Genomic DNA, 22,043 nt, shown 5'->3' with positions numbered 1-22,043 from the left:
GTTCAGAAGCCTTGTGCTTGCGGCAAAGGATGTCCCTGAACGGATAAAAGTCTTTTTGCTTCTTTTCTTCAGAAAAAGAAGAAAGAGAGAACCAACGTACATGCCCTCCCTGTCCCGCCTGCTGATGATGGTGCCGCTTCTGTTCCTCAGCCTGCCGGCGGCACGGGCCGACGCGCCGGAAACGGTGACGGTGATCCTCGACTGGTTCCTCAATGCCGATCACGCGGCCCTGCTGGCCGCCGATTATAGCGGCGCCTTCCGCCGGCACGGGCTGCAGGTGCGCCTGATCGCACCGTCCGACCCCGGATCACCGGCGCGGCTGGTGGCGGCAGGCCAGGCCGATCTCGCGGTCTCGTACGAAACCCAGCTCGGCATGCTGGCCGACCAGGGCATTCCGCTGGTGCGGGTCGGTACGCTGATCGACACGCCGCTGGATACGCTGATCGCGGCCCCCGGCCTGACATCATTGAAAAACCTGAAGGGCAAGACGATCGGGATCTCGATGGCCGGGGTCGATGACGCGGTGCTGGCGGCGATGCTGGGGTCGGTCGGCCTGTCGCTGTCCGACGTGCGACAGGTCAACGTCAATTTCCAGCTTGAACAGGCCCTGATGTCGCATTCCGTCGACGCGGTGATCGGTGCCACCCGGACCTATGAACTGATCGACCTGCGACAGAAGGGGTTCGATCCGGTCGCCTTCTACCCCGAGGAACATGGCGTTCCGCTGAATGACGAACTGATTTTCCTGGCCCCGCGTGATCATGCCCGTGACGGGAAGATCGTCCGGTTCATGCAGGCGCTGGAGGAAGGCACCAACGCCCTGCTGAACCACCCGGACGAGATCCAGGCGCAGGCGGTGCATGATCATCCGGAGCTGGACACACCCCTCAACCGCGCCGCCTGGACGGCGACGCTGCCGCGCGTCTGCAAGCAGCCGGCCCTGCTCGACGGGCGGCGCTATCGGACGTTCATGGATTTCCTGCGCGCCCAGGGCGTGGTGCATCGCACGCTGGACCTGTCCACCTACGCCATGGACCCGACCGACAGCACGCCATAACAACGGGCGGGCGGAGCAAATCCGGAGAGCGTGCGGCGGCTTCTCGTCAGGGGACGGCCCGCCCCAAGGACAGAGCCAGCCGGGGGGCCGCTCATCCAGGGCTGGGCGTGCGGCGTCGAGGATGACGCCGGATGGATGGACAACCATCCGGATCCGGCACAGGCCGGATCATAAGCCCGCCATCAGGCAGGCATGCAGGCCACGGTGTGGGTCACAAAGGGACCGGCCGCCGTGGCCGCCGCATCAGGCGACGCGGTCGGCGACGGCGGTGGCCACCATCAGCATGGCAACGATCGGCAGAAACGCGACCAGCGGCAGGAACGACGCGACGTTCATCGAGCTGGCGACGAGGTTGCCAATTTCCTGAATAAACATTATCCGAAATCCTATGGGTTGGTGTTGGGGCGGAACCAACACCGAAATTCGGCCGCTCGCAATACAAAAGAAGATGAGACCAGATGGCTAAAAAACGCATAGTAACCGAACGATGAATATTCTGTTCACTTCGTAAACAGTGCGCTGTTTATTTCGATGGGTCAGAAAAACGAATCGGGTCAATTCTGGTGATTTTTTGTGCGGGGCACGGACGGGCAGCCAGGGAGTTCGACAAATAAGGCTGCAAAATAGGCAATTTGCCTATTTTGCAGCCTGTTGCATTTTTAATGAGGAAATCGGGCTGCTGTCAGGCCGGGTATTCAGCCTTTCGGATGGGCGGATCGTGCCCACGATGTGGTCATGCGCAGGCCGTGCCAGGCAAGCAGGCTGTCGCACAGGAACGAGGCCAGCGCCCCGACGGTGCAGACCAGCGCCATGCCGAACATCACCACCAGCCACGACGCCACCGAGGAATCCCGCAGACTGCCCAGAAACAGCACGAAGGCAGCGCCGCAGGTCGACGCGCCGCCGACGGCCCCCAGCAGGATCGATGCATCCAGCAGCAGGGTGCGCCGGTGCAGATGCCGGATATGCTGGCGCAGATGGCGGCGCCCCGTCGGCGCCTTCGTCGTCTCCAGCGTTTCGTTGGCCTTTTCGATATGGTCCGACACCCGGGCCAGCCGGGTATTGAACAGGTTCAGCAGCGTTCCGATTCCGGACAGCATGAAGATCGGTGTCAGCGCGGTCTGGATCAGGTGGGCGACGCTGTCGATCGGTTCGTCGGGCAGGATTCCGGGGAAGGGGGACACGGAGACTCCTTTTACTCTGCTTCTGCGCCTGTGGTCGGGGGCGGACGGCGGGGGACAATGCGTGTTGAAACCGGTCGGGGCGCCGGATGCAACCGAAACCGCTTGCCCGGGGCTGCCGGACGCGCCAGCCTCGCTGCCGGGAGAGAGGCCGATGTCTCATAATTACGCAACACCCATGACGCCGGAACGACGCCTGGCCCGCCTGCTGTCGCGCATCCCCGAGGATCGGATGGTGCGCATCGAGCGCCTGCCGGGCGCAGCGGGGGCCCTGCGCTGGCGCGCCGCGATCGGCGAGGCGGGCAGCACCGACTGCCCGGCAGAGCGATGGAGCGCACCGTTCGATACGATGGCCGATGCGCTCGATGCCGCGTGGAAAGCGGTGCGGCCCCCGGCGGACCGCAGCCGGGGGGCTTGAGTTCCGGCAGGCGACGCCTATGGTATCGCGCGTGAGTTTTTCGGAGCGGCTGTTCGTGGATTGTCCGGCATGACGGATCATGGGCGGCAGGAATCGGCGACCTGGACATTGACCTTGTCCTGCCCCAACCGGCCGGGCATCGTGGCGGCCATCGCCACCACCCTGTATGAAGCCGACGGCAATATCATCGAGGCCCAGCAGTTCGATGATACCGAAACCGGCGTGTTCTTCATGCGTGTCGTCTTCACCGGCCGGGCCGATGCCGAGCGCACCGAATGGCTGCGGGCGCGGCTGGATGCCGTGGCATCGCGTTTCCGCATGAACTGGACACTGCATGACCGCGCGGTGCGCCGCCGGGTCCTGCTGATGGTCTCGAAATTCGACCATTGCCTCGTGGACCTGCTCTATCGCTGGCGGATCGGCGAACTGCCCATGCTTCCAACGGCAATCGTCGCGAATCACCCGCGCGAGACCTATGCCCATATCGACATGGGCGACATTCCCTTCCACTATCTGCCGGTCACGCGCGACAACAAGGCAGAACAGGAAGAAGAATTGTGGAGCCTGGTGCAGCGGACCAATTCGGAACTGGTGGTACTGGCCCGCTACATGCAGGTGCTGTCGGATTCGCTGTCCGCCCGGCTGTCAGGGCAGTGCATCAATATCCACCATTCCTTCCTGCCGGGCTTCAAGGGCGCGCGCCCCTATCATCAGGCGCATGCGCGCGGGGTAAAACTGATCGGCGCCACGGCACATTATGTGACGGCCGACCTCGATGAAGGGCCGATCATCGAACAGGATGTCGAACGTGTCAGCCACAGCGACACGCCCGATGACCTGGTGCGCAAGGGGCGGGATATCGAACGGCGGGTCCTCTCGCGCGCCGTGCGCTGCCACCTGGACGACCGGGTGATCCTGAATGGCACCAAGACGGTTGTGTTCGGAGACTGATCGCATTTCCACCGTAGATTGGTAGGCAAACGATATATTTTCTTAACATTTTTTTGTTGTGGTTTTCCGGGTTCGATTGCCGCGACACGGTGCGGAAGGCATTGGGGCATGCACGTACGATTTGGGTTTTTTAATTGTTTCTCGATAGAGATCTGAATCGGGTGACAGGCCGTGATGTCGCGGTCCCCGTTCTGGGGATACGCACCCATGTCTGAGCATTTCGTCTGCCTTCTGGACCCGGCGGAGCGCGTCACGGGCTGGACGCGGGACGCCGAGCGGCTGACCGGCCACGCGGCCGACGATGTCATCGGCAGCCCCTTTGCCGATCTGTTCCTCGTCACCCCTCGCGCTCCGGTCCCCGACGCGCATGCGCCTGGCGGCCATGCGGGGCTGTTCATCCGCCGGGATGGCCTGCATCTGTGTGTCCGCGTCCGCCGCCATGCCCTGTCCGGCACGGCGGCAGAGTCCGATATGCCGGTGACGGTCGCGATCTCGCAGGACGATCCGGGCGCTGTGGCCCAGGCGGAGTCGGACCTGCCGGCGACACTGGACGCGCTGCCGGACGGCGTCGCGCTGTTCGATGCCAATCAATGCCTGTCATATTACAATGCACGCTTCGGTGCGCTGGCCGGTCTGGCGGAGGATATCCTGGAGCCGGGCGGGCCCGCCCGAACGATCCTGGCCGCGCTCTGCCGTGCGGAATGGACCATGGCAGAGGCGGCGCGGCCCGTCGTGCCCGAAGGCTGGTCGACCGAAATCCTGCGGCTGGGCCGCACATTGGCCCTGTCCTGGATCGGGCTGCTGGACGGGCGGTTCCTGTTGCTGTGCCGGGACGTCACCGATCTTCGGCGGCTGGAAAATCGCGCGCGCTTCCTGGAACAGCATGACGACCTGACGGGCCTGGCCAATCTCCAGGGGCTGCGCCTGCAACTGGGCGCGCTGTGCGAACGGGCATCCGAACCGTTTGCAATGCTCTATTTCGACTTGTTCGGCTTCAAGCGCGTCAACGATTCGATGGGCCACGCGGCGGGCGACGAATTGCTGCGGATCACCGCGTTGCGGGTCCGGCGCACGGTGGGGGTCGGTGATATCGCCGCCCACATAAGGGGCAACAAATTCGCGCTGATCTTTCGTTCGGAACAGGGAGACCAGGCGATCCGCCGGTTTGCCCGGATGCTGCGCAGTGTCCTCTCCCGTCCCATGTCAGTCCTCAAGCATGAGGTGACGGTGGGGGTCGCGATCGGGGTCGTGCGTTTCCCGACCGATGGCGACGACCGCGACACGCTGATGGCAAAGGCCGATGTCGCGCTCCATTGCGCCAAGGGCGGCAGCGATGACGGGATCTGTTTCTACGATCCGGAACTCGACACGCTGCGCCAGCGGCGCATGGACCTGGAACGCGACCTGCACCACGCGCTGGCGAAAGAAGAATTCGTATTATTCTACCAGCCGTTCCTCAATGTCAGCAGCGGGCGCATCGTCGGGGTCGAAGCCCTGATCCGCTGGCGGCATCCGCAACAGGGCCTCATCCCTCCCAACGATTTCATCCCGGTGGCCGAGCGGATGGGCCTGATGCACGAAATCGGCGCCTGGACGCTGGAGACGGCATGCCGGCAGGCGATGAACTGGCCGGACAATATCATGGTCTCGATCAACGTATCGGCGGCGCAGTTCCGTCATGACGGCCTGGTCGACAATGTGGAGACGGCACTGCAACGCACGGGCTGCCCGCCATCGCGCCTTGAGCTCGAAATCACCGAAACCGCGATGATCGACGACGTACCACGGGCCGCCTGCGTTCTGAATCGCCTGCGCGAGCAGGGGATACAGATCGCGCTGGACGATTTCGGAACCGGCTATTCGTCGCTCAGCTTCCTGCACAGCCTGCCCTTCACGCGGATCAAGATCGACCGCAGTTTCGTCAACGACCTGCATAAGGGCGACAGCGACGGCGCGGCGATCGTCCGGGCGATTACCAGCCTGTGCGGAAGCCTGAATGTCGTCGCCACGGCCGAGGGCGTCGAGACGCAGGAACAGTTCGATTACCTCAAGGGGGTCAATTGTTCCGAAATCCAGGGCTACCTGATCAGCCGGCCCTGCCCGGCGGACGAGATCGGGCCGTTTCTCGAAAAGATCAACCAGCCGCAGTGAGTGACGGCGACCCGCATGTCCCGACACGCCCCAGCACGATGATGACCCCCGCGCGGCGATGATGGCCGCCCGGACAGGATGACAGTTTTTCGGAGAGGGGACCCCATGCTGGGCTTGCTGTTTTTATGTGTCGTGGTGATCTGGGGCACGACCTGGTTCGCCATCCATGTGCAGGTCGGCGTTACCGTCCCGGGGACGGCGATCTTCTGGCGGTTCCTGATCGCTTCGGCGGCTATGGGCGCGTGGCTCTTCCTGTCCGGCCGGCTGCGCCCGGTCGCATGGCGGACGCATCTGTGGCTGGCCCCGATGGGGGCGTGCATGTTCTCATGCAATTTCCTGGCGATCTACGCGTCCGAGACGTATCTGGCCAGCGGCACCGTCTCGGTGATCTTCAGCGTGGCGACTCTGTTCAACACCTTGAACCAGTGGCTGTTCTTCCGCCTGCGTCCCAGCGCCCGCAGCCTTGCCGGCGGCTGTATCGCCATCGGCGGCGTCGCATGCCTGACCGGGCTGGGCGGCGTGGGCGGCATTTCGCAAACCGGCGCGGCCCTGGCGCTGACGGGGACCTTCCTGTTCTCCTGCGGCAATATCCTGTCGCGCCGTGTGGCGATGGCGGGGGTGGACCTGCCCAACACGGTCTTTCGCGGCATGCTCTGGGGCTGCGCGGTGCTGGGGCTCTTTCAGGTGATCCGCGGGGAATCGCTGGCCGGCTCGACCGATCCGGCCTGGATCGCGGCCCTGCTCTATCTCGCCCTGCCCGGATCGGTCGTCGCCTTCCTGGCCTATCTGCATCTGGTCCACCGCATCGGCGCCGATCGCGCGGCCTACACCACCATCCTGTCTCCCGTCGTGGCCCTGCTGATCTCGATCCTGTTCGAGGGCACGCAGTGGACATCGGGCATGACGCTAGGGGTTGGGCTGGTCCTGCTGGGCAATCTCGTGACCTTTGCCCGGATGAACCCGGAGAGCTTTCGTTCTTTTTTGCATAAAAGAACGAAAAAACTCTGATTCGTTCAGGAGTTTGGCGCCAGGGACACGCAATGACCCAAAACGAATAAAAGTCTTTTTGCTTCTTTTTCTTCAGAAAAAGAAGAGACCTTCACTCCACCGCCCGAGGAACCGACTGCCCCCGCGTCAGATCGGCAATCCGGGCGGTTGCAGTGTCCCTTTCCCCTTCGGGCACCGCAATCACCAGCCTGGCGCCCTCCGCGTCGAACGCCTCTTCCTCCACCACCGCATCCAGCGATGGCAGGCGCGCCTGCAACAGTGCCAGATCACTGAAGCCGCAATGAAAGACCAGGCGTGTGCGCCGCACGATCGGCACGCGCGGCGCCAGGCGCAGGCATTCCGCCGCCGTGCCGCCATAGGCGCGGACCAGCCCGCCCGCACCCAGCTTGATGCCGCCGAACCAGCGCGTGACCACCACGATGGTATTGTCGAAACCCTGCCCGTCGATCACCTGCAGGATCGGCCGGCCGGCCGTGCCGCCGGGCTCGCCATCATCGTCGCTGCGATAATCCTGCCCGATGCGATAGGCCCAGCAATTATGGGTGGCATCCAGGTCCGACACGGCGCGGACAAAGGCCAGGGCTTCGGCCGGTGTCGTGACCGGCGCGGCCTGCGCCAGGAACAGGCTCTTGCGCACGTCCCGTTCCAGGCGGGCAGATTCGGCCAGCATCACCAGGCCGTCGGCGCTCATGCCTCCTCGCCGTCCGTGCCGCCAAACAGGGCCACCAGATCGCCCAGATGGCCGATTTCATTCAGGTGCAGCCCTTCGGGCGCGACCAGCCGCGTATTGCCGCGCGCGATGCGCCGGGGCAGGAAGGCGGCATCGAATCCCAGCTTCTGGGCCTCCTTCAGCCGCGCATCGACCTGCGCCACCTGCCGGATTTCGCCCGACAGCCCGATCTCGCCGAAATAGACGGCGCCGGCATGGGTCGGCTTGCCGGTGGCGGCCGACACCAGCGCCGCCGCCACGGCCAGATCGGCCGCCGGTTCCAGCACGCGCAGGCCGCCCGCGATGTTCAGATGCACGTCCATGCCGTGCAGCTTCAGCCCGCACCGCGCTTCCAGCACCGCCAGCAGCATGTTCAGGCGCGACGTATCCCAACCCACCACCGCGCGGCGCGGCGCGGAATCGCCCGATTTGGGCGACAGCAGGGCCTGCACTTCCAGCAGCACCGGCCGCGTGCCCTCGATCCCCGCAAACACCGCCGACCCCGCGATATTCCCCCGCCGTTCGGCCAGGAACAGCGCGGAAGGGTTCGGCACCTCGACCAGCCCCTGGTCGGTCATGGCGAAGACCCCGATTTCGTCCGTCGCGCCGAACCGGTTCTTCGCCGCGCGCAGAATGCGGAACTGGTGGCCCCGATCGCCCTCGAAATACATCACCGCGTCGACCATGTGCTCCAGTACGCGCGGGCCGGCCAGGGCGCCTTCCTTGGTCACATGCCCGACCAGGATCAGGCTGAATCCCCGCTGCTTGGCCAGACGGATCAGCTCGAAGGCGGTGGCGCGCACCTGGCTGACCGTACCGGGCGCGCTTTCGACCGATTCCAGCCACATGGTCTGGATGGAATCGATGACGACCAGCGCCACGTCGGGTTCGCTTTCCAGCGTGCCGGCAATGTCGGTCACGTTGATGGCGGCGGCAATCTCCAGCCCCGGCGCATCCAGCCCCAGCCGGCGCGCGCGCAGGCGGATCTGGTCCACTGCCTCTTCGCCCGAAATATATTTCACCCGCCGGCCGGCGGCCGCCAGCGCACAGGCCGCCTGCAACAGCAGGGTCGATTTGCCGATCCCCGGATCACCGCCCACCAGCACGACCGAGGCCGGCACCAGCCCTCCGCCCAGCACGCGGTCCAGTTCGGCCATCCGCGTGCCGATGCGCGGCGGCGGCTCGGCGGTGCCGGCCAGGCTGACGAACGCCACCTTGGCCCCACGGGCGCGACGCGGCGCGGCGCCCCCGGTGGCCGCAGGCTCCACCGCCTCCTCGACAATGCTGTTCCATGCGCCGCAGCTTTCACACCGCCCAGCCCATTTGGGAAAGACGGCGCCGCAGGACTGGCAGACATAATGGGCAGAGGGACGGCGGGCCACGGTGACTCCGGAAGGAAGGAAAGTCTGTTCTTTTTTGCAAAAAAGAACCAAAAAACTCTGATTCGTTCAGCAGCCTCGCGCTGGGGACATACGATGCCCCTGAACGGATAAAAGTCTTTTTGCTTCTTTTCCTTCAGAAAAAGAAGAACTCTTCACCGCCGCAGCTCCATGCTGATCGGCCCTTCACGCCGCCCATGGGTAAACTGGTCCACCATGGGGTTGCCGCTGTTCAGCAGCGACGCTGCCGGCCCCTGCCAGATCAGCTTGCCCTTGTAGAGCATGGCCGCCTGGTCGCCGATGCGCTGGGCAGATGCCATGTCGTGCGTGATCGCGATCGCGGTCGATCCCAGCTTGCGCACGCAATCGACGATCAGCCCGTCAATCACAGCACCCATGATCGGGTCCAGCCCGGTGGTCGGCTCGTCGAAGAACAGGATATCGGGCTGGCCGGCAATGGCCCGGGCCAGACCCACGCGCTTCTGCATACCGCCCGAGAGTTCGGCCGGCGACAGCGCGCCGACCGACGGGTCCAGCCCCACCTGTTCCAGCATCCGGCCGGCGGTGGCGCGGGCCTCGGCGCGACTGGGGCGCCTGCCATGCCGCCGGCCGGCGGCCAGCAGGCCGAAGGCGACATTCTCCCAGACACTCAGGCTGTCGAACAGGGCCCCGTTCTGGAACAGCATGCCGATCGTCTCGATCACTTCCTCGCGCCGCCGGGGCGGCAGCGTCAGCACGTTCACGCCGTCGATCTCGATCGTGCCGGCATCGGCCGGGATCAGGCCCAGAATGCAGCGCAGCAGGACCGACTTGCCGCTGCCCGACCCGCCGATGATCACCATCGAGGTCCCGGGCATGACGTCGAGGTCGATCCCGTCGAGAACGATCTTGGGCCCGAATGCCTTGCACAGGCCGCGAATGCGGATCTTGGGCGTGGATTGGATCATTGCGAGAAGAACACGTCGGTCAGGAGGTAATCGGATGCCAGCAGCAGGATCGACGCCGCTACGACGGCGGCGGTGGTGGCCGACCCAACGCCCTGTGCGCCGCCACGGCTGGTATAGCCATGATAGCAACCCATCAGCGTGATCAGGAAGCCGAACACCGCCGCCTTGGCCAGCCCCACGGTGACATCGATCGTCTTCACCGCCGCGAATGTCGCGGCAATATAGGCCGGCGCCGAGAAATCGAGCTTGACGACCGATACGATGAAACCGCCCATCACACCCAGCATGTCCGCCACCAGGACCAGGCAGGGCAGGGCGATCGTGCCGGCCAGCAGCCGGGGCGTGACCAGATATTTCATCGGGTTGGTCGACAGGGTCGTCAGGGCATCGATCTGGTCGGTCACGCGCATGGTGCCGATTTCGGCGGCCATCGCCGCCCCCACCCGTCCGGCCACCATCAGCCCGGCCATCACCGGCCCCAGTTCACGGGTAACGGCCAGCACGACGATGCCGGCGATCGCACCCTGGGCATGATACTGGGCGAAGCCGGTATAGGATTGCAGCGCGATCACCCCGCCCGAAAACAGCGCCGTCAGCGCCACCACCGGCAGCGAGAAGAAGCCGATCTCGATCAGCGCGCCAAAGAAGATCCGCCAGTAGAAGGGCGGCCGGACCAGATGCGACAGGGCCGTCAGGCCGAACAGGGTCAGGGCGCCGGCGGTCCGGACCAGGTTCAAGGCGGCACGTCCCAGCGCCGCGATGAAATCGAGCACGGCGTTCACGCGTGGCGCAACCGGCCGGCCGGCCGGACAACATGGGCGGATCGATCCATCATGTCTTCTGCCGTAGCGCGGCAGGGCCGGCGCGTCAAAGGAAGGGCAAGGCAGGCACCGCCAAAAAAAACGGCGCACCGAAGCGCGCCGCCGTAGTTTAGGGAGGAAACGTCCATGAAGCGCGTACCAAATACTGCTTCGACTCTATCTCATGATCGTGAGGACGGCCCGAGTCAAGGAAATTGTGCAATGCAATATATCGCCCTCCGCTTCAAACGCGCCGGTCACTCCGCGGCGGCGGCGTGCTGCCGGTGCCACAGCATGCAGGCCAGCATGCCGGCAATGCCACCCGTCATCGTGGCGGCCACCGGCACGGCGCTGCCCAGCGGCAGATAGCCCAACAGCACGCCGCTCAGCGATCCGATGGTGAATTGCAGGGTGCCCAGCAGCGCCGAGGCGCTGCCGGCATGGTGCCCATGCCGGGTAAAGGCCAGCACCGTGGCATTTGGGTTGACGAAGCCCAGCGAGCCGGTGATCAGCCCGATCATGGCGCAGACCAGAAACGGGTGGCGCGGTCCGGCAAGGCCGGCAATGGACAGGATCAGGAACAGCCCCCCCGACAGCGTGATCGCCACCACGCCGCGCTGCATCAGCACATGCGGCGCGATCCGGTGGACCAGCCGGCCGTTGATCTGGGCGCCGGCGATGAACAGCGCGGCATTCATGCCGAAGAACAGGCCGAATTGCTGCGGGGTGAAGGACAGGATCTGTTCGAACAGGATCGGCGCGCTGGCCAGGTAGGCAAACATCACAAAGGCCGAGAACCCCAGCAGCAGCGCCGCCGAGAGGAACATCGGCTCCCGCGCGATGCCCACATAGCGCCACAGCACGGTCGTGACCGACAGCGCGATGCGCCGCTCGCGCGGCAATGTGTCCGGCAGGGTCCAGGCAATGGCCACCACGCCCAGCACGCCATAGAGGGTCGCGAACCAGAAGATCCAGCGCCAGTGGCCGACCGACAGTACCAGGCTGCCCAGGCTGGGCGCCAGGATCGGCATCAGGCCGAACACCAGGGTCAGCTGGGCCATGATCCGCGCCCCCTGGGCGCCGGTCGCGATGTCGCGCACGATCGCGCGCGGCACCACGACGCCGGCCGATCCGCCCAGCGCCGCCAGAAAGCGCCAGATGCAGAACATGTGATAATCCGCCGAGAGCGCGCAGCCGGCCGAGGCGATGCTGAACAGCGTCAGTCCGCCCAGCAGCGGCACGCGCCGCCCCAGCCGGTCCGACAGCGGCCCCTGCGAGAACTGCCCGATCGCCAACCCCGCGAACCACGCCGCCAGCGTGATCTGCGCCGATCCGGGGCCACCGCCCAGTTCGCTGTCCACCGCCGGAAAGGCCGGCAGGTACATGTCGGTCGCCAACGGTCCGATCGCCGTCACCAGTCCCAGCAGGATCACCAGCCACGCGGGCAGCGAACCGACGGGAATGCGATGGCGATAGGCAAGGGAGGAGGAGGAACTGGAAAACGACATGGGGAATGCGCCGTGAACCCGAATGGCAAGGGGACCGTATGTCACGGTTTCCGCGCTGCATGTCCATTGCATTCGGCACACGTGACGCCGCGCAGAGACATGGCAGACACGCGCCGGCGGTTGGATTGGCGGCCGCGACCCGCTATGTCACCTCCGCTGTCTCAGCGCCTGTAAACCACTCCGCATAAGGTCCCTCCGATGAGTGATACGCCCCCCGATCGCCTGTCCGCCAATACCGAAAGCCCGTTCCACAATGCAGCCCTGCTGGAACGCGGGATCGGCGTGCGCTTCAAGGGGGTCGAGAAAACGAATGTCGAGGAATATTGCATCAGCGAGGGCTGGGTGCGGCTGGCCGTCGGCCGGACGACGGACCGGCGCGGCAACCCGATGACGATCAAGCTCCAGGGCCCGGTCGAAGTCTGGTTCAAGGACAAGGAATGATCCTGCCAGCCGTCCGGCTGACCTCCGAAATTCGCCTACGCACTTCGCAGGCAAGAGACTAGGATCGGCCTCCGTACGGATACCAGCGTAAGGAGACATCCATGGCCCCGATCCAGACGGATATTCCGGACAGCGACCGCTTTACCGTCGTCATCGTCGGCGGTGGGGCGGCGGGCCTGACCGTCGCCGCGCGCCTGCGTCGTGCGCGGCCCAACCTGTCGATCGCGGTCATCGACCCCGCCACCACCCATGCCTACCAGCCCGGATGGACATTGGTGGGGGCCGGCGTCATGGCCCTCAAGGACACGCTGCGGCAGGAAGGCGGGCTGATCCCCAAGGGGGTACGCTGGCTGCGGGCGGCCGTCGCCTCCTTCACCCCGGAAGAGAATATCGTCACCCTGACCGACGGCCGGCGTATCGGTTATCGCCGCCTGGTGGTCTGTCCCGGCCTGCAGCTGGATTGGGGCAAGATCGACGGCCTGGTGGACACGCTGGGCCGCAACGGCGTGTGCAGCAATTATTCGCGCGACACGGTCGAATATACCTGGGCCTGCATCCAGTCGCTCAAGGGCGGGACGGCGCTGTTCACCCAGCCTCCCATGCCCATCAAATGCGCCGGTGCACCGCAGAAGATCGCCTATCTGGCCTCCGACCACTGGCGGCGCGAGGGCGTGCTGAGCCGCATGAAGGTGGAATTCGATGTGGCAGGCGATGCGCTGTTCGGCGTGAAATATTTCGTGCCGTCGCTGCAGGATGCCATCGACTATTACGGCATCGACCTGCATCTCAAGCATAATCTGGTGGCGGTCGACGGGCCGAAGCGCGTGGCGACCTTCGCCGTCACCGCACCCGACGGCAGCAGCAGCATGGTCACGCGCAGCTTCGACATGCTGCATGTCACCCCGCCGCAGAGCGCGCCGGACTTCATCAAGTCCAGCCCGCTGGTCAACGAAGCCGGCTGGCTGGATGTCGATGCCACCACCCTGCGTCATGTCCGTTTCGACACCGTGTTCGGCCTGGGCGACGTCATCGGCACCAGCAATGCCAAGACGGCCGCCGCCGCCCGCGCCCAGGCGCCGGTGGTGGTCGAGAACCTGCTGGCCTCGCTCGACGGCCGCCCGCTGGCGGGGGCGTATGACGGCTATGGCGCCTGCCCGCTGACCGTGTCCTACGGGCGGGTGGTGCTGGCGGAATTCCTCTATGGCGGCGTGCCGGCCCCCAGCTTCCATTACGACCAGCGCAAGCCCAGCCGCTTCGCCTGGTTCCTCAAGACGAAACTGTTCCCGCAGCTTTACTGGAACATGATGCTGACCGGCCGCGACGTGCAACTGCCGCACAAGCCGGTCAAGGACGCCTGATGCTGTATCTGTTCCCTCTGGAACGCGCGCTCGCTCGCCTGAACGAAGGCTGGGTGCGGCATGTCGCGCATCCTGATGACGAGCAGTTGCGGGACGGACTGATTCAGCGTTTCGAATTCACCTATGAATTGAGCCACAAGGCGCTGAAGCGGTTCCTGGAAGAAAACGCAGCCTCGCCCGAGGAATATGACCGGATGGGTTTTCCGGACCTGATCCGTTCCGCCAACGAGGCAGGCCTCCTCAAGAGTTCCTGGGCGGGATGGAGCGTGTTCCGCAAGATGCGGAACCTGACCAGCCACACTTACAACGAGGCGTCTGCAAAGCAGGTCGTGGCGATCATTCCAACTTTCAGCGAGGAGGTGGGATTCCTTCTGGCCATGCTGAAGGACCGCGCGCCGTGACGGTGGAACCCGTCATGTCGGCGGCCGAGCGGGCCGTGGTCATGCGGATATTGGACGAGATCGTGCCCGAACGGGAGGTGCGGGCTTTCGGGTCGCGCGTGACCGGAAAGGCCAAGCTCTATTCCGATCTCGATCTGGCGGTCATGGGCGACGAACCATTGCCTATGGCGACGCGCGCCAGGCTGGAGGAAGCGTTTACCGACTCGATCCTGCCTTGGAAGGTCGATGTGCTGGACTGGGCATCGACCGACGAAGGCTTCCGGGGAATCGTTGGAAGGGAATGCGTGGTCTTGAAGGAGAAGAATTCCAAGCCGTAGGGGGCGTCCCGTCTACCGCTCGTCGATTGCCCGCTTGGGCAGCAGCGCCGGCACGAAGATCAGCGTGGCCAGCAGGGTGCAGGCCAGCGACAGCAGCAGCAGCCTTCCCATGCTGGCGGTGCCCGGATGGTGCGATGCCGCCAGCGAGCCGAAGGCGGTGCTGGTGGTCAGGGCCGAGAACAGCACCGCCCGCGCCGTGGGGCTGGACAGCGGCGCCCGCACGCCCGCGCGCCAGTTCATGACGAAATAGATGTTGAACGACACGCCCACGCCCAGCAGCAACGGCAGGGCGATGATGTTCGCGAAATTGAGCTGTTCCGGCACCATGATGATCAGGATCACCGTCATCAGCGCCGACAGCAGCAGCGGCGCCAGCACCAGGGCCATGTCCAGCACGCGGCGCAGCGCCACCAGCAGGATCACGGCGATCATGCCGATGGCCGACAGCGCGGCGAAGACGAAGGCCCGGACCATGGTGGCGGCGCTTTCCACCACTTCCACCGCCGGGCCGCCGGCATCGGGCGCCACGCTGGTGATTTCGGTGACGTAGCGGCGCAGATCGGCATTGCTGTCCATGCCCGCCTTGGGATGCACCGAGACGATAGCGCGGCCGTCGGGCAGCAGATAGTCCTGCCGGATCGACGGCGGCACGTCATCCAGGGTCACGGCATGGGCGCCCAGCATCTGGCGCAACTGGTCGAGTTGCGCGGGCAGGAAGCGGACCAGCGCGGTGTTGGCCGCCATCAGCCGCTCGTCCGGCGCGTGCGACAGCCGATCCAGCGCCGACTGAATACGGCGCAGCGGATCATGCGGGTCCAGCCGGTCCAGCACGGCGCCCAGATCATGCGCCGCCTTGGCGGCCGAGGCGCGCAGGGCAGCGGCGTCCGGCGCCGGGCGCGGGTTGGGCACCACCAGCGTCGGCAGCAGGATCGACGCCGCATCCTGCACCATCGCCAGCTTGGGCGTCTGGTCGGCAGGGACCAGCGTGCCCAGCCACATCGCATCATCCACCATCGGCAGGCGCGACAGGTGGTCGGCCAGCGCCTGGGCCTGATTCAGGTCGGGCACCAGAACCTCCGCGCCATAGGGCGAGGATTGCGGGTCCTTCATCAGCAGCTTCAGGGTCAGCATCCCCTCGGAATGCGGGTCCTTGGTATGCAGCGGGTCGGCATCGAAGGTCAGCACCGGGATCAGGGCCGCCCCCAGCACCGCCAGAAAGGTGAAGACGCTCAGGATCTGGGTGCGATAGACGCGCACCGCGCGGTCCGCCGGCCGCGCGAAGGCAAAGCCCGCCACCTGCTGGTCGAGCGGCGGATGGAACAGCAGCAGCAGCGCCGGCAGCAGCGTGACGGTGCAGATAAAGGCGATCAGCATGCCGAAACCGGCGATCAGCCCCAGCTGCGCCACCCCGACAAAGGCGGTGGGCGTAAAGGCCAGGAAGCCGGCCATCGTCGCCATGGCGGCCACCAGGATCTGGTGGCCGGTTTCCTCGCCGGTATGTTCCAGCGCCGTCCGGATCGGTGGAATCTGGCCCGAGGGCAGGCGCTGGGCGCGGAATCGCACCGAGAACTGGATCGCGAAATCAACCGCGATACCCACGAACAGCACTGCGAAGGCCACCGAGATCAGGTTCAGCGTCCCGACCGCCAGGGCGGCAAAACCGGTCGTCAGGATCAGCCCCACGACCAGCGTCACGACGATGGGCACGATGATCCGCCAGCTGCGCACCGCCAGGAACAGCCACAGCGTGACCAGTACCAGCGACCCCACGAGCCCCGCCACCATGCCCTGGGCAACGGTGGCGAATTCCTCGTCATTGATCTGCACATCGCCGGTGATATGGACCCGCGCATGGCCCGAGCGCACGAATTCCAGCCCGGCGATCGCCTGGCGCATCGCGTCGCTGGCCTCACCCCCTGGCTGGAACGAGCCGTAATCCAGGTGCGGCCGGGTCACGACGAAGACATATTTGCCGGCCAGGTCGGCCAGGCTGCCGGCCAGCATCCGCTCCCACGACAAAGGCTGGGGGGTGCCGTCGGCGGCCTGCTCCAGCGTGTTGGCAAAGCCATTCAGCGCCGGCTGGAAACTCTTCAGGCCGGCCTGCCCCTGCGACACGCCCAGTGCGATCAGCGACAGCGCATCGAACAGGCCGCGCCCCGACGGGTCGGCCGCCAGGCCGCCCAGGAAGGGTTGCGCGGTCACGGTCGTATCCAGCACCGAAGCCAGGCTCTTCTGGTCCAGGAACAGCAGCCCGTTGCGCACCAGATAGGGGTCGTCCTGCGGGATCGTCACCGACAGGAAATGTTTGGTGTCATGGCGCAGCCGTTCGGCCAGTTCCCGCGCCGTAACCTGCGCCTCTTCCGGCAGGTCGGCGTCGATGACCGCCACCATCTGGTCCTGGTTCTGGGGAAACAGGCGCGCCAGCTCGTCCGACCGCTGTTTCCACGGCAGGGTGGACGAAAACATCGTCCCCGTATCGGTCGTGACCCCCAGCCGCTTCATGCTGCACAGAACCGCTCCCCCGGCCAGCAGCGCGAACAGCACCAGTGTGAACACGGCATGGCGGGCACAGACCGCCACCAGGCGACCGATCGGAATGGACGGCATGATTCGTAATTCAGCCCTTGAGATGCGGACGGCGCGACTGCAACGAAGGCGATGCCACGCGATGGGGGATCGTTTGACCCATGATGACGGCCGGATGCAAGGCGCATGTTCGGCATGCCGCCTTGCCCGTCAACGCAGGTGAAGTCGTTTCGGAACGCGCCAGAGCCTCAGGGCAGAAGAAAAACAGCAGGTTAAGGCAAGGTGTGGCCCCAGGGCCGCGTCAGGACCATCAATGGCCCGGCAGGCCGACGCCATGGTCCAGCTTGCGGGCCGGCCCCCGCCAGTGGGTTTCCATCCACTGCCAGCCGGCCAGCGCCGGCAGGCCCCAGGCAATCTCGCGCAGCCGCTTGATCAGCGACAATCCGATGGAAACCGCCGGCGGCAGGCCGCACAGGCTGCCGACCAGGATAAATCCCCCTTCGGACACGCCCAGGGCGCCCGGCACGGCAAAGCCCACCGATTTGGCCGCCTGTCCCACGCTTTCAATCACGAAACCGTGAGCAAGTGAGCGATCCTGGCCGATGAAATGCAGGATCAGACACACCTCGACCGCCCCCAGCGACCAGGCGACAAGCTGGGCGAAACCCGCCCGCACCGCATGGCCCGGCGCCGTGTACAGCCCCATGATCTCGCCATGCAGGCCGCGAATGCTCTCGACCCCCGTCCAGCCCAGATGGGCGGCAATGCGCACCAGCAGCCGCTCGACGACCGAAACCGCGCCCAGGCACTGGCTGCCCAGGAACACCGTCCCCAGCAGCAGCGCGACGCCCGCGCTCTCCACCAGTTCGTCCGTCACCGACGACCGCTTGGCCAGGCACAGCAGCAGCCCCAGCCCCAGCAGGGTAAAGATCACCTGGCTCAGCAGTTCGATCGTCAGGTCGCAGATCGTTGCCGCCGCCGCCCGGCGCAGGCCGGGCCCGCGCCGCGCCAGCAGCCGGGCAGAGATCACTTCGCCCCCCACCTGGGCGACCGGCAGCAGATTGTTCACGCCCTCGCGCACGCAGCGCAGCGCCACATAGTCCCGCAGCTTCAGTTGGGGTTCATCCCGCCCGGCGATGATCTGCCAGGATCGGGCGGAGAGCAGGACCTGAATGGCATGAAACACGATCGCGGCCAGGATTCCCCAGCCACCGACCACGACCAGATGCAGGATGGCATGCGCGCCGAAGCGGGACAGCAGCCAGAGCGTGAGCGCCATGCCGAACAACCCGGCGGCCAATGTCACCAGCTTCATCCCGTGCCCCCGCGTTCCGGCCCTGCCAGACCCTGTGCCGGCCTCCGCCGGCATGCGGGGATAGCGTATCAGCCCTTGATTTTGCGTATCAAGGCCAGACTTTCCACACAGGCCGCCGCAGCCTCGCGCCCCTTGTTGTGTTCGTCGTCGCGCGACCGCAGAAAGGCCTGCTCATCGGTGTAGGTGGTCAGCACGCCGAACGCCACCGGCACTTCGGTGGCCAGCGAGGCTTGCATCAGCCCCACCGCGGCGCCCAGGCTGATGAATTCGAAATGGGCGGTATCGCCCTTGATCACGCAGCCCAGGCAGACCACCCCCTCGTACCGCCCGGTGCGGGCCAGGGTCTGGGCCAGCAGCGGCAGTTCATAGGCGCCGGGGGCATACAGCACATCCTCGTCCGCGACGGTGATGCCGTGCTCGCCCAGCCATTCCAGCGCACCGTCGCGCAGGCCGTGGGTCACCGTCTCGTTGAAGCGGCTGACCACGATCGCCAGGCGCGGCGGCCGGGCGAAGGTGAGGTCGGGCGAGGTGGAGGGCTTGTTGGTGCTCATGGTCCGTTTCTTACTCCGCTGCTGCGTCGATCGCGGCAAAAAGCTGGTGCCCCATGCGGGTGCGCTTGGCATCCAGATAGGCGCGGTTGAAGGGGTTGGGCGCGATTTCCAGCGGCAGGCGCTCGCGGACGGCAAAGCCATGCTGCTCCATTGCCGTGACCTTGGCCGGGTTGTTGGTCATCAGGTCCAGCGTGCGCACCCCCAGCGCGCGCAGGATCGCCCCGGCCGCCGTCCAGTCGCGCGCATCGGCTTCGAAGCCCAGCCGGTGGTTGGCATCCACGGTGTCCAGCCCGCGATCCTGCAAGGCATAGGCGCGGATCTTGTTGGCCAGGCCGATGCCCCGCCCTTCATGCCCGCGCAGATACAGCAGCACCCCGCTTTCGGCCGCGCCGATGCGCGCCAGCGCGCCCTGCAACTGGGCGCCGCAATCGCAGCGCATCGAGCCCAGCGCATCGCCGGTGACGCATTCGGAATGCAGCCGCACCAGCGGCACGGCGCCGTGCCGACCGGGGTCGCCCTTCACCAACGCGACATGTTCCGTCCCGTCAGCGGCGCGAAAGGCATGGATCACCAGGTCTTCGCCGCCATAGATGCTGGGCAGCGCGGCCTGTGCCACCTTCTCGATCCGCGCTTCCGACGTGGCGGTAGCAGCGGCCTCGCGCTCCCGCAGCCAGTCCACCAGTTCCGCGATCGACAGGATCGGCAGCTGATGGCGTTCGGCATACGGGCGCAGGTCGGACATCCGCGCCATCGACCCGTCCTCGTTCATGATCTCGCAGATCACGGCGGCGGGCGCCCGGCCCGCCAGGCGTGCCAGCTCGATCGAAGCCTCGGTGTGGCCATTGCGGACCAGCACCCCGCCGGGCACCGCGCGCAGCGGAAAGATATGGCCGGGCGAAACCAGGTCGGCCGGGCCGGCATCCGGCGCCACCGCCGCCTGGATGGTCCGGGCCCGGTCGGCGGCGGAAATGCCGGTATCCACGCCCTCGCGCGCCTCGATCGAGACCGTGAAGGCGGTCTCGCGGGGGCTGGTGTTCACCCGCGTCATCATCGGCAGGCCAAGCCGCTCGACCAGTCCGGCCTCCAGCGGCAGGCAGACCAGTCCGCGCGCATGCGTGACCATGAAATTGATCGCGGCGGGCGTGACCAGATCGGCGGCCATCACCAGGTCGCCCTCGTTTTCCCGATCCTCGTCATCGACAAGGATCACCATGCCGCCCGCGCGGATCGCCTCGATCGCCGTCCGCAGCGTCGGGCTCATGACCGGTACTGACATAGTGTCTCCACATATTTTGCGATCACATCCACCTCGACATTCACCGTGTCGCCGGGGGCGAGCGTGCCCAGGCTGGTATGGGTCCAGGTGTGGGGGATGATCATCAGGGCCACAGGAAATTCGTCCGGCCCGGCGCCCGCCGTGCCAGTCGCGCCGATCTCGTTCAGCGTCAGGCTGATGCCGTCCAGGGTGATCGATCCCTTTTCGACCAGATAGCGGCGCAGCGTCATGGGAATGGCAAAGACCACCCGCCGCGCCTCGCCGGCCATTTCGACCGACAGCAGGCGCCCGGTGCCGTCCACATGCCCCTGCACGATATGGCCCGACAGCCGGGTGGCCGGGGTCACGGCACGTTCCAGGTTCACGCGCCCACCCTCGGCCAGGCGGCCCAGGCTGGTCCGCTCCAGCGTCTCGATGCTGATGAAGAAGGACGCATTCCCCGCCGCGTCGAATGCGGTGACCGTCAGACACACGCCATTGACCGCGATGCTCTCGCCCATCGACAGGTCGCCGATGCCGGTCGCGATCGCGACATGCAGCGCGCGGTCGCCACGCCGGGCCTGCGTGACGGTGCCCAGATGTTCTATGATGCCGGAAAACATGCTTCCCCTTCAGGCGCCGTCAGCGACGCCGCCAGTTCCGGGAACAGGCGCAGTGGCGTGTCCATCCCCGTGCGAACGGCCACGTCCAGCCGCTCGGTCCCATCCGGGCCGACCCCGATGGTCAGCCAGTCATCCCACAGCCCCGCCGCGCGCAGCGCCGCCAGCAGGCCGGGCCCGGCCTCGACCAGGGCCCACAGCACGCCTGCCGCGCCCAGCGTCTCGGGCAGTCGGGTGATGTCGTCGCAGATCCGCACGTCGAATCCCCGTGCGGCCGCGCTCGCGTGCCAGTCCGCCGGCACCCGGCCGTTGCGGTCGCAGACCACCAGAAACCGGGGTGCGCGGCCCGCATGATCGGCCACCCGGCGCACATCCAGCCCCGGCCGGTCGGCCAGCACCGTGCCACTGCCGGTCACGATCGCGTCGGTCGCCCGCCGCAGCCGGTGGGCCAGCGTCAGCGCGGCATCCGATGTAAAGGTGGTCTGCCCGGCGGGCGGGATCATGGAGCCGGAGGCATCCACCGCCTGCTTGACCGTCAGCCACGCCCGCCCGGTGCGTGACCCGTGGGCGAACGGCGCGATCAGCGCCCGGCATGCGGCGGCCGGTTCCGCACCCGGTTCCAGCACATGCACGGCACATCCCCCGGCACGCAGGCGGTCGATGCCGCCGCCGGCGACACGCGGATTGGGGTCGGCCACGCCCACCCACACGGTGCGGATCGGCGAAGCCAGAATGGCTTCCGAACACGGGCCGGTGCGGCCGGTATGATTGCAGGGTTCCAGCGTCACCACCGCGATGGCGGCACGCGCCATCAGTCCCTGTTCGGCACATTGGCGCAGGGCCAGGGCTTCGGCATGCGGCATGCCCGCGCGATGGTGGGCGGCGACGGTCAGGATGTCGCCATGCCGGTCGAGGATGGCGCAGCCGACGGGGGGATTGGGGGCAGTGGCGCCCACGAAGCGTGCGGCCTCGTCGATCGCGGCGCGAAAGGCGCGCGCGATCAGCGGCCACGCAACAGGGCAGGGCAGGGCGGCAGGCACAGATCGGCCGGGCGGGGCATGCCCCGCTCCATCAGATTCCGCATTGACCGCAGACATAGCCAAAACCAATGGTCCCATCCAGCGGACGGACCCGGGGCACACCAGCCCGA

22 protein-coding genes are annotated in these 22,043 nt (G+C 66.3%); 9 read left to right on the top strand and 13 right to left on the bottom strand.

Going from position 1 to position 22,043, the window contains the following annotated elements; translation table 11 throughout:
• The first annotated feature begins 100 nt into the window (after positions 1 to 100).
• Complete coding sequence (locus HLH29_RS09795; RefSeq protein WP_182966252.1) at positions 101 to 1,057, top strand: ABC transporter substrate-binding protein; 957 nt, start codon at positions 101 to 103, stop codon at positions 1,055 to 1,057.
• A gap of 243 nt (positions 1,058 to 1,300) precedes the next feature.
• Here the strand turns inward: HLH29_RS09795 and HLH29_RS19865 are convergent, their stop codons facing one another.
• Positions 1,301 to 1,432: a hypothetical protein gene (locus HLH29_RS19865; RefSeq protein WP_275943815.1), complete on the bottom strand. Its 132-nt coding sequence runs from the start codon at positions 1,430 to 1,432 to the stop codon at positions 1,301 to 1,303.
• Positions 1,433 to 1,752: 320 nt separating this feature from the next.
• Positions 1,753 to 2,241: a DUF2721 domain-containing protein gene (locus HLH29_RS09790; RefSeq protein ID WP_182966250.1), complete on the bottom strand. Its 489-nt coding sequence runs from the start codon at positions 2,239 to 2,241 to the stop codon at positions 1,753 to 1,755.
• A gap of 151 nt (positions 2,242 to 2,392) precedes the next feature.
• On the opposite strand from HLH29_RS09790, the gene HLH29_RS09785 reads away from it, so the two are divergent.
• The 4 genes from HLH29_RS09785 to HLH29_RS09770 all read left to right on the top strand — a co-directional run bounded on the left by HLH29_RS09785 (position 2,393) and on the right by HLH29_RS09770 (position 6,766).
• Positions 2,393 to 2,656, top strand: a complete 264-nt coding sequence (locus HLH29_RS09785; protein WP_182966248.1) for a hypothetical protein — start codon at positions 2,393 to 2,395, stop codon at positions 2,654 to 2,656.
• Between the two features lie 69 nt (positions 2,657 to 2,725).
• The gene (purU, locus tag HLH29_RS09780) at positions 2,726 to 3,607 is read left to right on the top strand and encodes a formyltetrahydrofolate deformylase (RefSeq protein WP_182966246.1); all 882 of its coding nucleotides are present in this window, start codon (positions 2,726 to 2,728) and stop codon (positions 3,605 to 3,607) included.
• A 207-nt stretch (positions 3,608 to 3,814) separates the two neighbouring features.
• On the top strand, positions 3,815 to 5,758 hold the full coding sequence (locus tag HLH29_RS09775; protein ID WP_246374079.1) for a putative bifunctional diguanylate cyclase/phosphodiesterase: 1,944 nt from the start codon (positions 3,815 to 3,817) through the stop codon (positions 5,756 to 5,758).
• 105 nt (positions 5,759 to 5,863) lie between these two features.
• Positions 5,864 to 6,766 (top strand): DMT family transporter, encoded by a 903-nt coding sequence (locus tag HLH29_RS09770; RefSeq protein WP_182966244.1) that lies wholly within the window; start codon positions 5,864 to 5,866, stop codon positions 6,764 to 6,766.
• Between the two features lie 91 nt (positions 6,767 to 6,857).
• Here HLH29_RS09770 and HLH29_RS09765 read toward each other — a convergent pair whose 3' ends face one another.
• From HLH29_RS09765 to HLH29_RS09745, 5 genes are all read right to left on the bottom strand, one after another.
• The gene (locus tag HLH29_RS09765; protein ID WP_182966242.1) at positions 6,858 to 7,457 is read right to left on the bottom strand and encodes an IMPACT family protein; all 600 of its coding nucleotides are present in this window, start codon (positions 7,455 to 7,457) and stop codon (positions 6,858 to 6,860) included.
• Positions 7,454 to 8,857 (bottom strand): DNA repair protein RadA, encoded by a 1,404-nt coding sequence (gene radA, locus HLH29_RS09760; RefSeq protein WP_182966240.1) that lies wholly within the window; start codon positions 8,855 to 8,857, stop codon positions 7,454 to 7,456. The genes HLH29_RS09765 and radA overlap by 4 nt, the downstream gene beginning before the upstream one ends.
• Positions 8,858 to 9,009: 152 nt before the next feature.
• The gene (locus tag HLH29_RS09755) at positions 9,010 to 9,801 is read right to left on the bottom strand and encodes an ABC transporter ATP-binding protein (RefSeq protein ID WP_182966238.1); all 792 of its coding nucleotides are present in this window, start codon (positions 9,799 to 9,801) and stop codon (positions 9,010 to 9,012) included.
• Entirely contained in the window at positions 9,798 to 10,583 is a 786-nt protein-coding gene (locus tag HLH29_RS09750) for an MlaE family lipid ABC transporter permease subunit (RefSeq protein WP_182966236.1), read from the bottom strand. Before HLH29_RS09750 ends, HLH29_RS09755 begins: the two co-directional genes overlap by 4 nt.
• 275 nt (positions 10,584 to 10,858) lie before the next feature.
• Positions 10,859 to 12,109: a multidrug effflux MFS transporter gene (locus HLH29_RS09745; RefSeq protein WP_182966234.1), complete on the bottom strand. Its 1,251-nt coding sequence runs from the start codon at positions 12,107 to 12,109 to the stop codon at positions 10,859 to 10,861.
• Between the two features lie 198 nt (positions 12,110 to 12,307).
• Here HLH29_RS09745 and HLH29_RS09740 point away from each other — a divergent pair, with 198 nt between their 5' ends.
• The 4 genes from HLH29_RS09740 to HLH29_RS09725 all read left to right on the top strand — a co-directional run bounded on the left by HLH29_RS09740 (position 12,308) and on the right by HLH29_RS09725 (position 14,626).
• Positions 12,308 to 12,550: a DUF3297 family protein gene (locus tag HLH29_RS09740; protein WP_182966232.1), complete on the top strand. Its 243-nt coding sequence runs from the start codon at positions 12,308 to 12,310 to the stop codon at positions 12,548 to 12,550.
• A gap of 101 nt (positions 12,551 to 12,651) precedes the next feature.
• A complete protein-coding gene (locus tag HLH29_RS09735) occupies positions 12,652 to 13,908 on the top strand; it encodes an NAD(P)/FAD-dependent oxidoreductase (protein WP_182966230.1) in 1,257 nt (418 codons plus the stop codon).
• Complete coding sequence (locus HLH29_RS09730) at positions 13,908 to 14,309, top strand: nucleotidyltransferase substrate binding protein (protein WP_182966228.1); 402 nt, start codon at positions 13,908 to 13,910, stop codon at positions 14,307 to 14,309. The genes HLH29_RS09735 and HLH29_RS09730 overlap by 1 nt, the downstream gene beginning before the upstream one ends.
• Positions 14,306 to 14,626, top strand: coding sequence for a nucleotidyltransferase family protein (locus tag HLH29_RS09725; protein ID WP_338030212.1), 321 nt, complete (start codon positions 14,306 to 14,308; stop codon positions 14,624 to 14,626). The genes HLH29_RS09730 and HLH29_RS09725 overlap by 4 nt, the downstream gene beginning before the upstream one ends.
• A 12-nt stretch (positions 14,627 to 14,638) precedes the next feature.
• Here HLH29_RS09725 and HLH29_RS09720 read toward each other — a convergent pair whose 3' ends face one another.
• The 6 genes from HLH29_RS09720 to ribD all read right to left on the bottom strand — a co-directional run bounded on the left by HLH29_RS09720 (position 14,639) and on the right by ribD (position 21,933).
• Positions 14,639 to 17,233, bottom strand: a complete 2,595-nt coding sequence (locus tag HLH29_RS09720) for an MMPL family transporter (RefSeq protein ID WP_182966226.1) — start codon at positions 17,231 to 17,233, stop codon at positions 14,639 to 14,641.
• Between the two features lie 229 nt (positions 17,234 to 17,462).
• Positions 17,463 to 18,467: a lysylphosphatidylglycerol synthase domain-containing protein gene (locus HLH29_RS09715; RefSeq protein WP_182966224.1), complete on the bottom strand. Its 1,005-nt coding sequence runs from the start codon at positions 18,465 to 18,467 to the stop codon at positions 17,463 to 17,465.
• A 68-nt stretch (positions 18,468 to 18,535) separates the two neighbouring features.
• A complete protein-coding gene (gene ribH, locus HLH29_RS09710; protein ID WP_182966215.1) occupies positions 18,536 to 19,018 on the bottom strand; it encodes a 6,7-dimethyl-8-ribityllumazine synthase in 483 nt (160 codons plus the stop codon).
• Between the two features lie 10 nt (positions 19,019 to 19,028).
• Positions 19,029 to 20,279, bottom strand: a complete 1,251-nt coding sequence (gene ribB / locus HLH29_RS09705) for a 3,4-dihydroxy-2-butanone-4-phosphate synthase (protein ID WP_408871960.1) — start codon at positions 20,277 to 20,279, stop codon at positions 19,029 to 19,031.
• Positions 20,276 to 20,896: a riboflavin synthase gene (locus tag HLH29_RS09700; protein ID WP_182966211.1), complete on the bottom strand. Its 621-nt coding sequence runs from the start codon at positions 20,894 to 20,896 to the stop codon at positions 20,276 to 20,278. Before HLH29_RS09700 ends, ribB begins: the two co-directional genes overlap by 4 nt.
• Complete coding sequence (gene ribD / locus HLH29_RS09695) at positions 20,878 to 21,933, bottom strand: bifunctional diaminohydroxyphosphoribosylaminopyrimidine deaminase/5-amino-6-(5-phosphoribosylamino)uracil reductase RibD (protein WP_338030211.1); 1,056 nt, start codon at positions 21,931 to 21,933, stop codon at positions 20,878 to 20,880. The genes HLH29_RS09700 and ribD overlap by 19 nt, the downstream gene beginning before the upstream one ends.
• Positions 21,934 to 22,043 lie beyond the last annotated feature (110 nt).

Origin of the sequence: Gluconacetobacter tumulicola, from assembly GCF_014174215.1 — a bacterium.
Taxonomy (GTDB): Bacteria; Pseudomonadota; Alphaproteobacteria; order Acetobacterales; family Acetobacteraceae; genus Gluconacetobacter; species Gluconacetobacter tumulicola.
This window is presented reverse-complemented; position numbering and strand designations above follow the sequence as displayed.

Coding starts and splice junctions, on each gene's coding strand:
- HLH29_RS09795 (WP_182966252.1), top strand. CDS start 101: ATGCCCTCCCTGTCCCGCCTGCTGATGATGGTGCCGCTTCTGTTCCTC.
- HLH29_RS19865 (WP_275943815.1), bottom strand. CDS start 1,432: ATGTTTATTCAGGAAATTGGCAACCTCGTCGCCAGCTCGATGAACGTC.
- HLH29_RS09785 (WP_182966248.1), top strand. CDS start 2,393: ATGTCTCATAATTACGCAACACCCATGACGCCGGAACGACGCCTGGCC.
- purU (WP_182966246.1), top strand. CDS start 2,726: ATGACGGATCATGGGCGGCAGGAATCGGCGACCTGGACATTGACCTTG.
- HLH29_RS09775 (WP_246374079.1), top strand. CDS start 3,815: ATGTCTGAGCATTTCGTCTGCCTTCTGGACCCGGCGGAGCGCGTCACG.
- HLH29_RS09770 (WP_182966244.1), top strand. CDS start 5,864: ATGCTGGGCTTGCTGTTTTTATGTGTCGTGGTGATCTGGGGCACGACC.
- HLH29_RS09765 (WP_182966242.1), bottom strand. CDS start 7,457: ATGAGCGCCGACGGCCTGGTGATGCTGGCCGAATCTGCCCGCCTGGAA.
- HLH29_RS09755 (WP_182966238.1), bottom strand. CDS start 9,801: ATGATCCAATCCACGCCCAAGATCCGCATTCGCGGCCTGTGCAAGGCA.
- HLH29_RS09745 (WP_182966234.1), bottom strand. CDS start 12,109: ATGTCGTTTTCCAGTTCCTCCTCCTCCCTTGCCTATCGCCATCGCATT.
- HLH29_RS09740 (WP_182966232.1), top strand. CDS start 12,308: ATGAGTGATACGCCCCCCGATCGCCTGTCCGCCAATACCGAAAGCCCG.
- HLH29_RS09735 (WP_182966230.1), top strand. CDS start 12,652: ATGGCCCCGATCCAGACGGATATTCCGGACAGCGACCGCTTTACCGTC.
- HLH29_RS09730 (WP_182966228.1), top strand. CDS start 13,908: ATGCTGTATCTGTTCCCTCTGGAACGCGCGCTCGCTCGCCTGAACGAA.
- HLH29_RS09720 (WP_182966226.1), bottom strand. CDS start 17,233: ATGCCGTCCATTCCGATCGGTCGCCTGGTGGCGGTCTGTGCCCGCCAT.
- HLH29_RS09715 (WP_182966224.1), bottom strand. CDS start 18,467: ATGAAGCTGGTGACATTGGCCGCCGGGTTGTTCGGCATGGCGCTCACG.
- ribH (WP_182966215.1), bottom strand. CDS start 19,018: ATGAGCACCAACAAGCCCTCCACCTCGCCCGACCTCACCTTCGCCCGG.
- ribB (WP_408871960.1), bottom strand. CDS start 20,279: ATGAGCCCGACGCTGCGGACGGCGATCGAGGCGATCCGCGCGGGCGGC.
- HLH29_RS09700 (WP_182966211.1), bottom strand. CDS start 20,896: ATGTTTTCCGGCATCATAGAACATCTGGGCACCGTCACGCAGGCCCGG.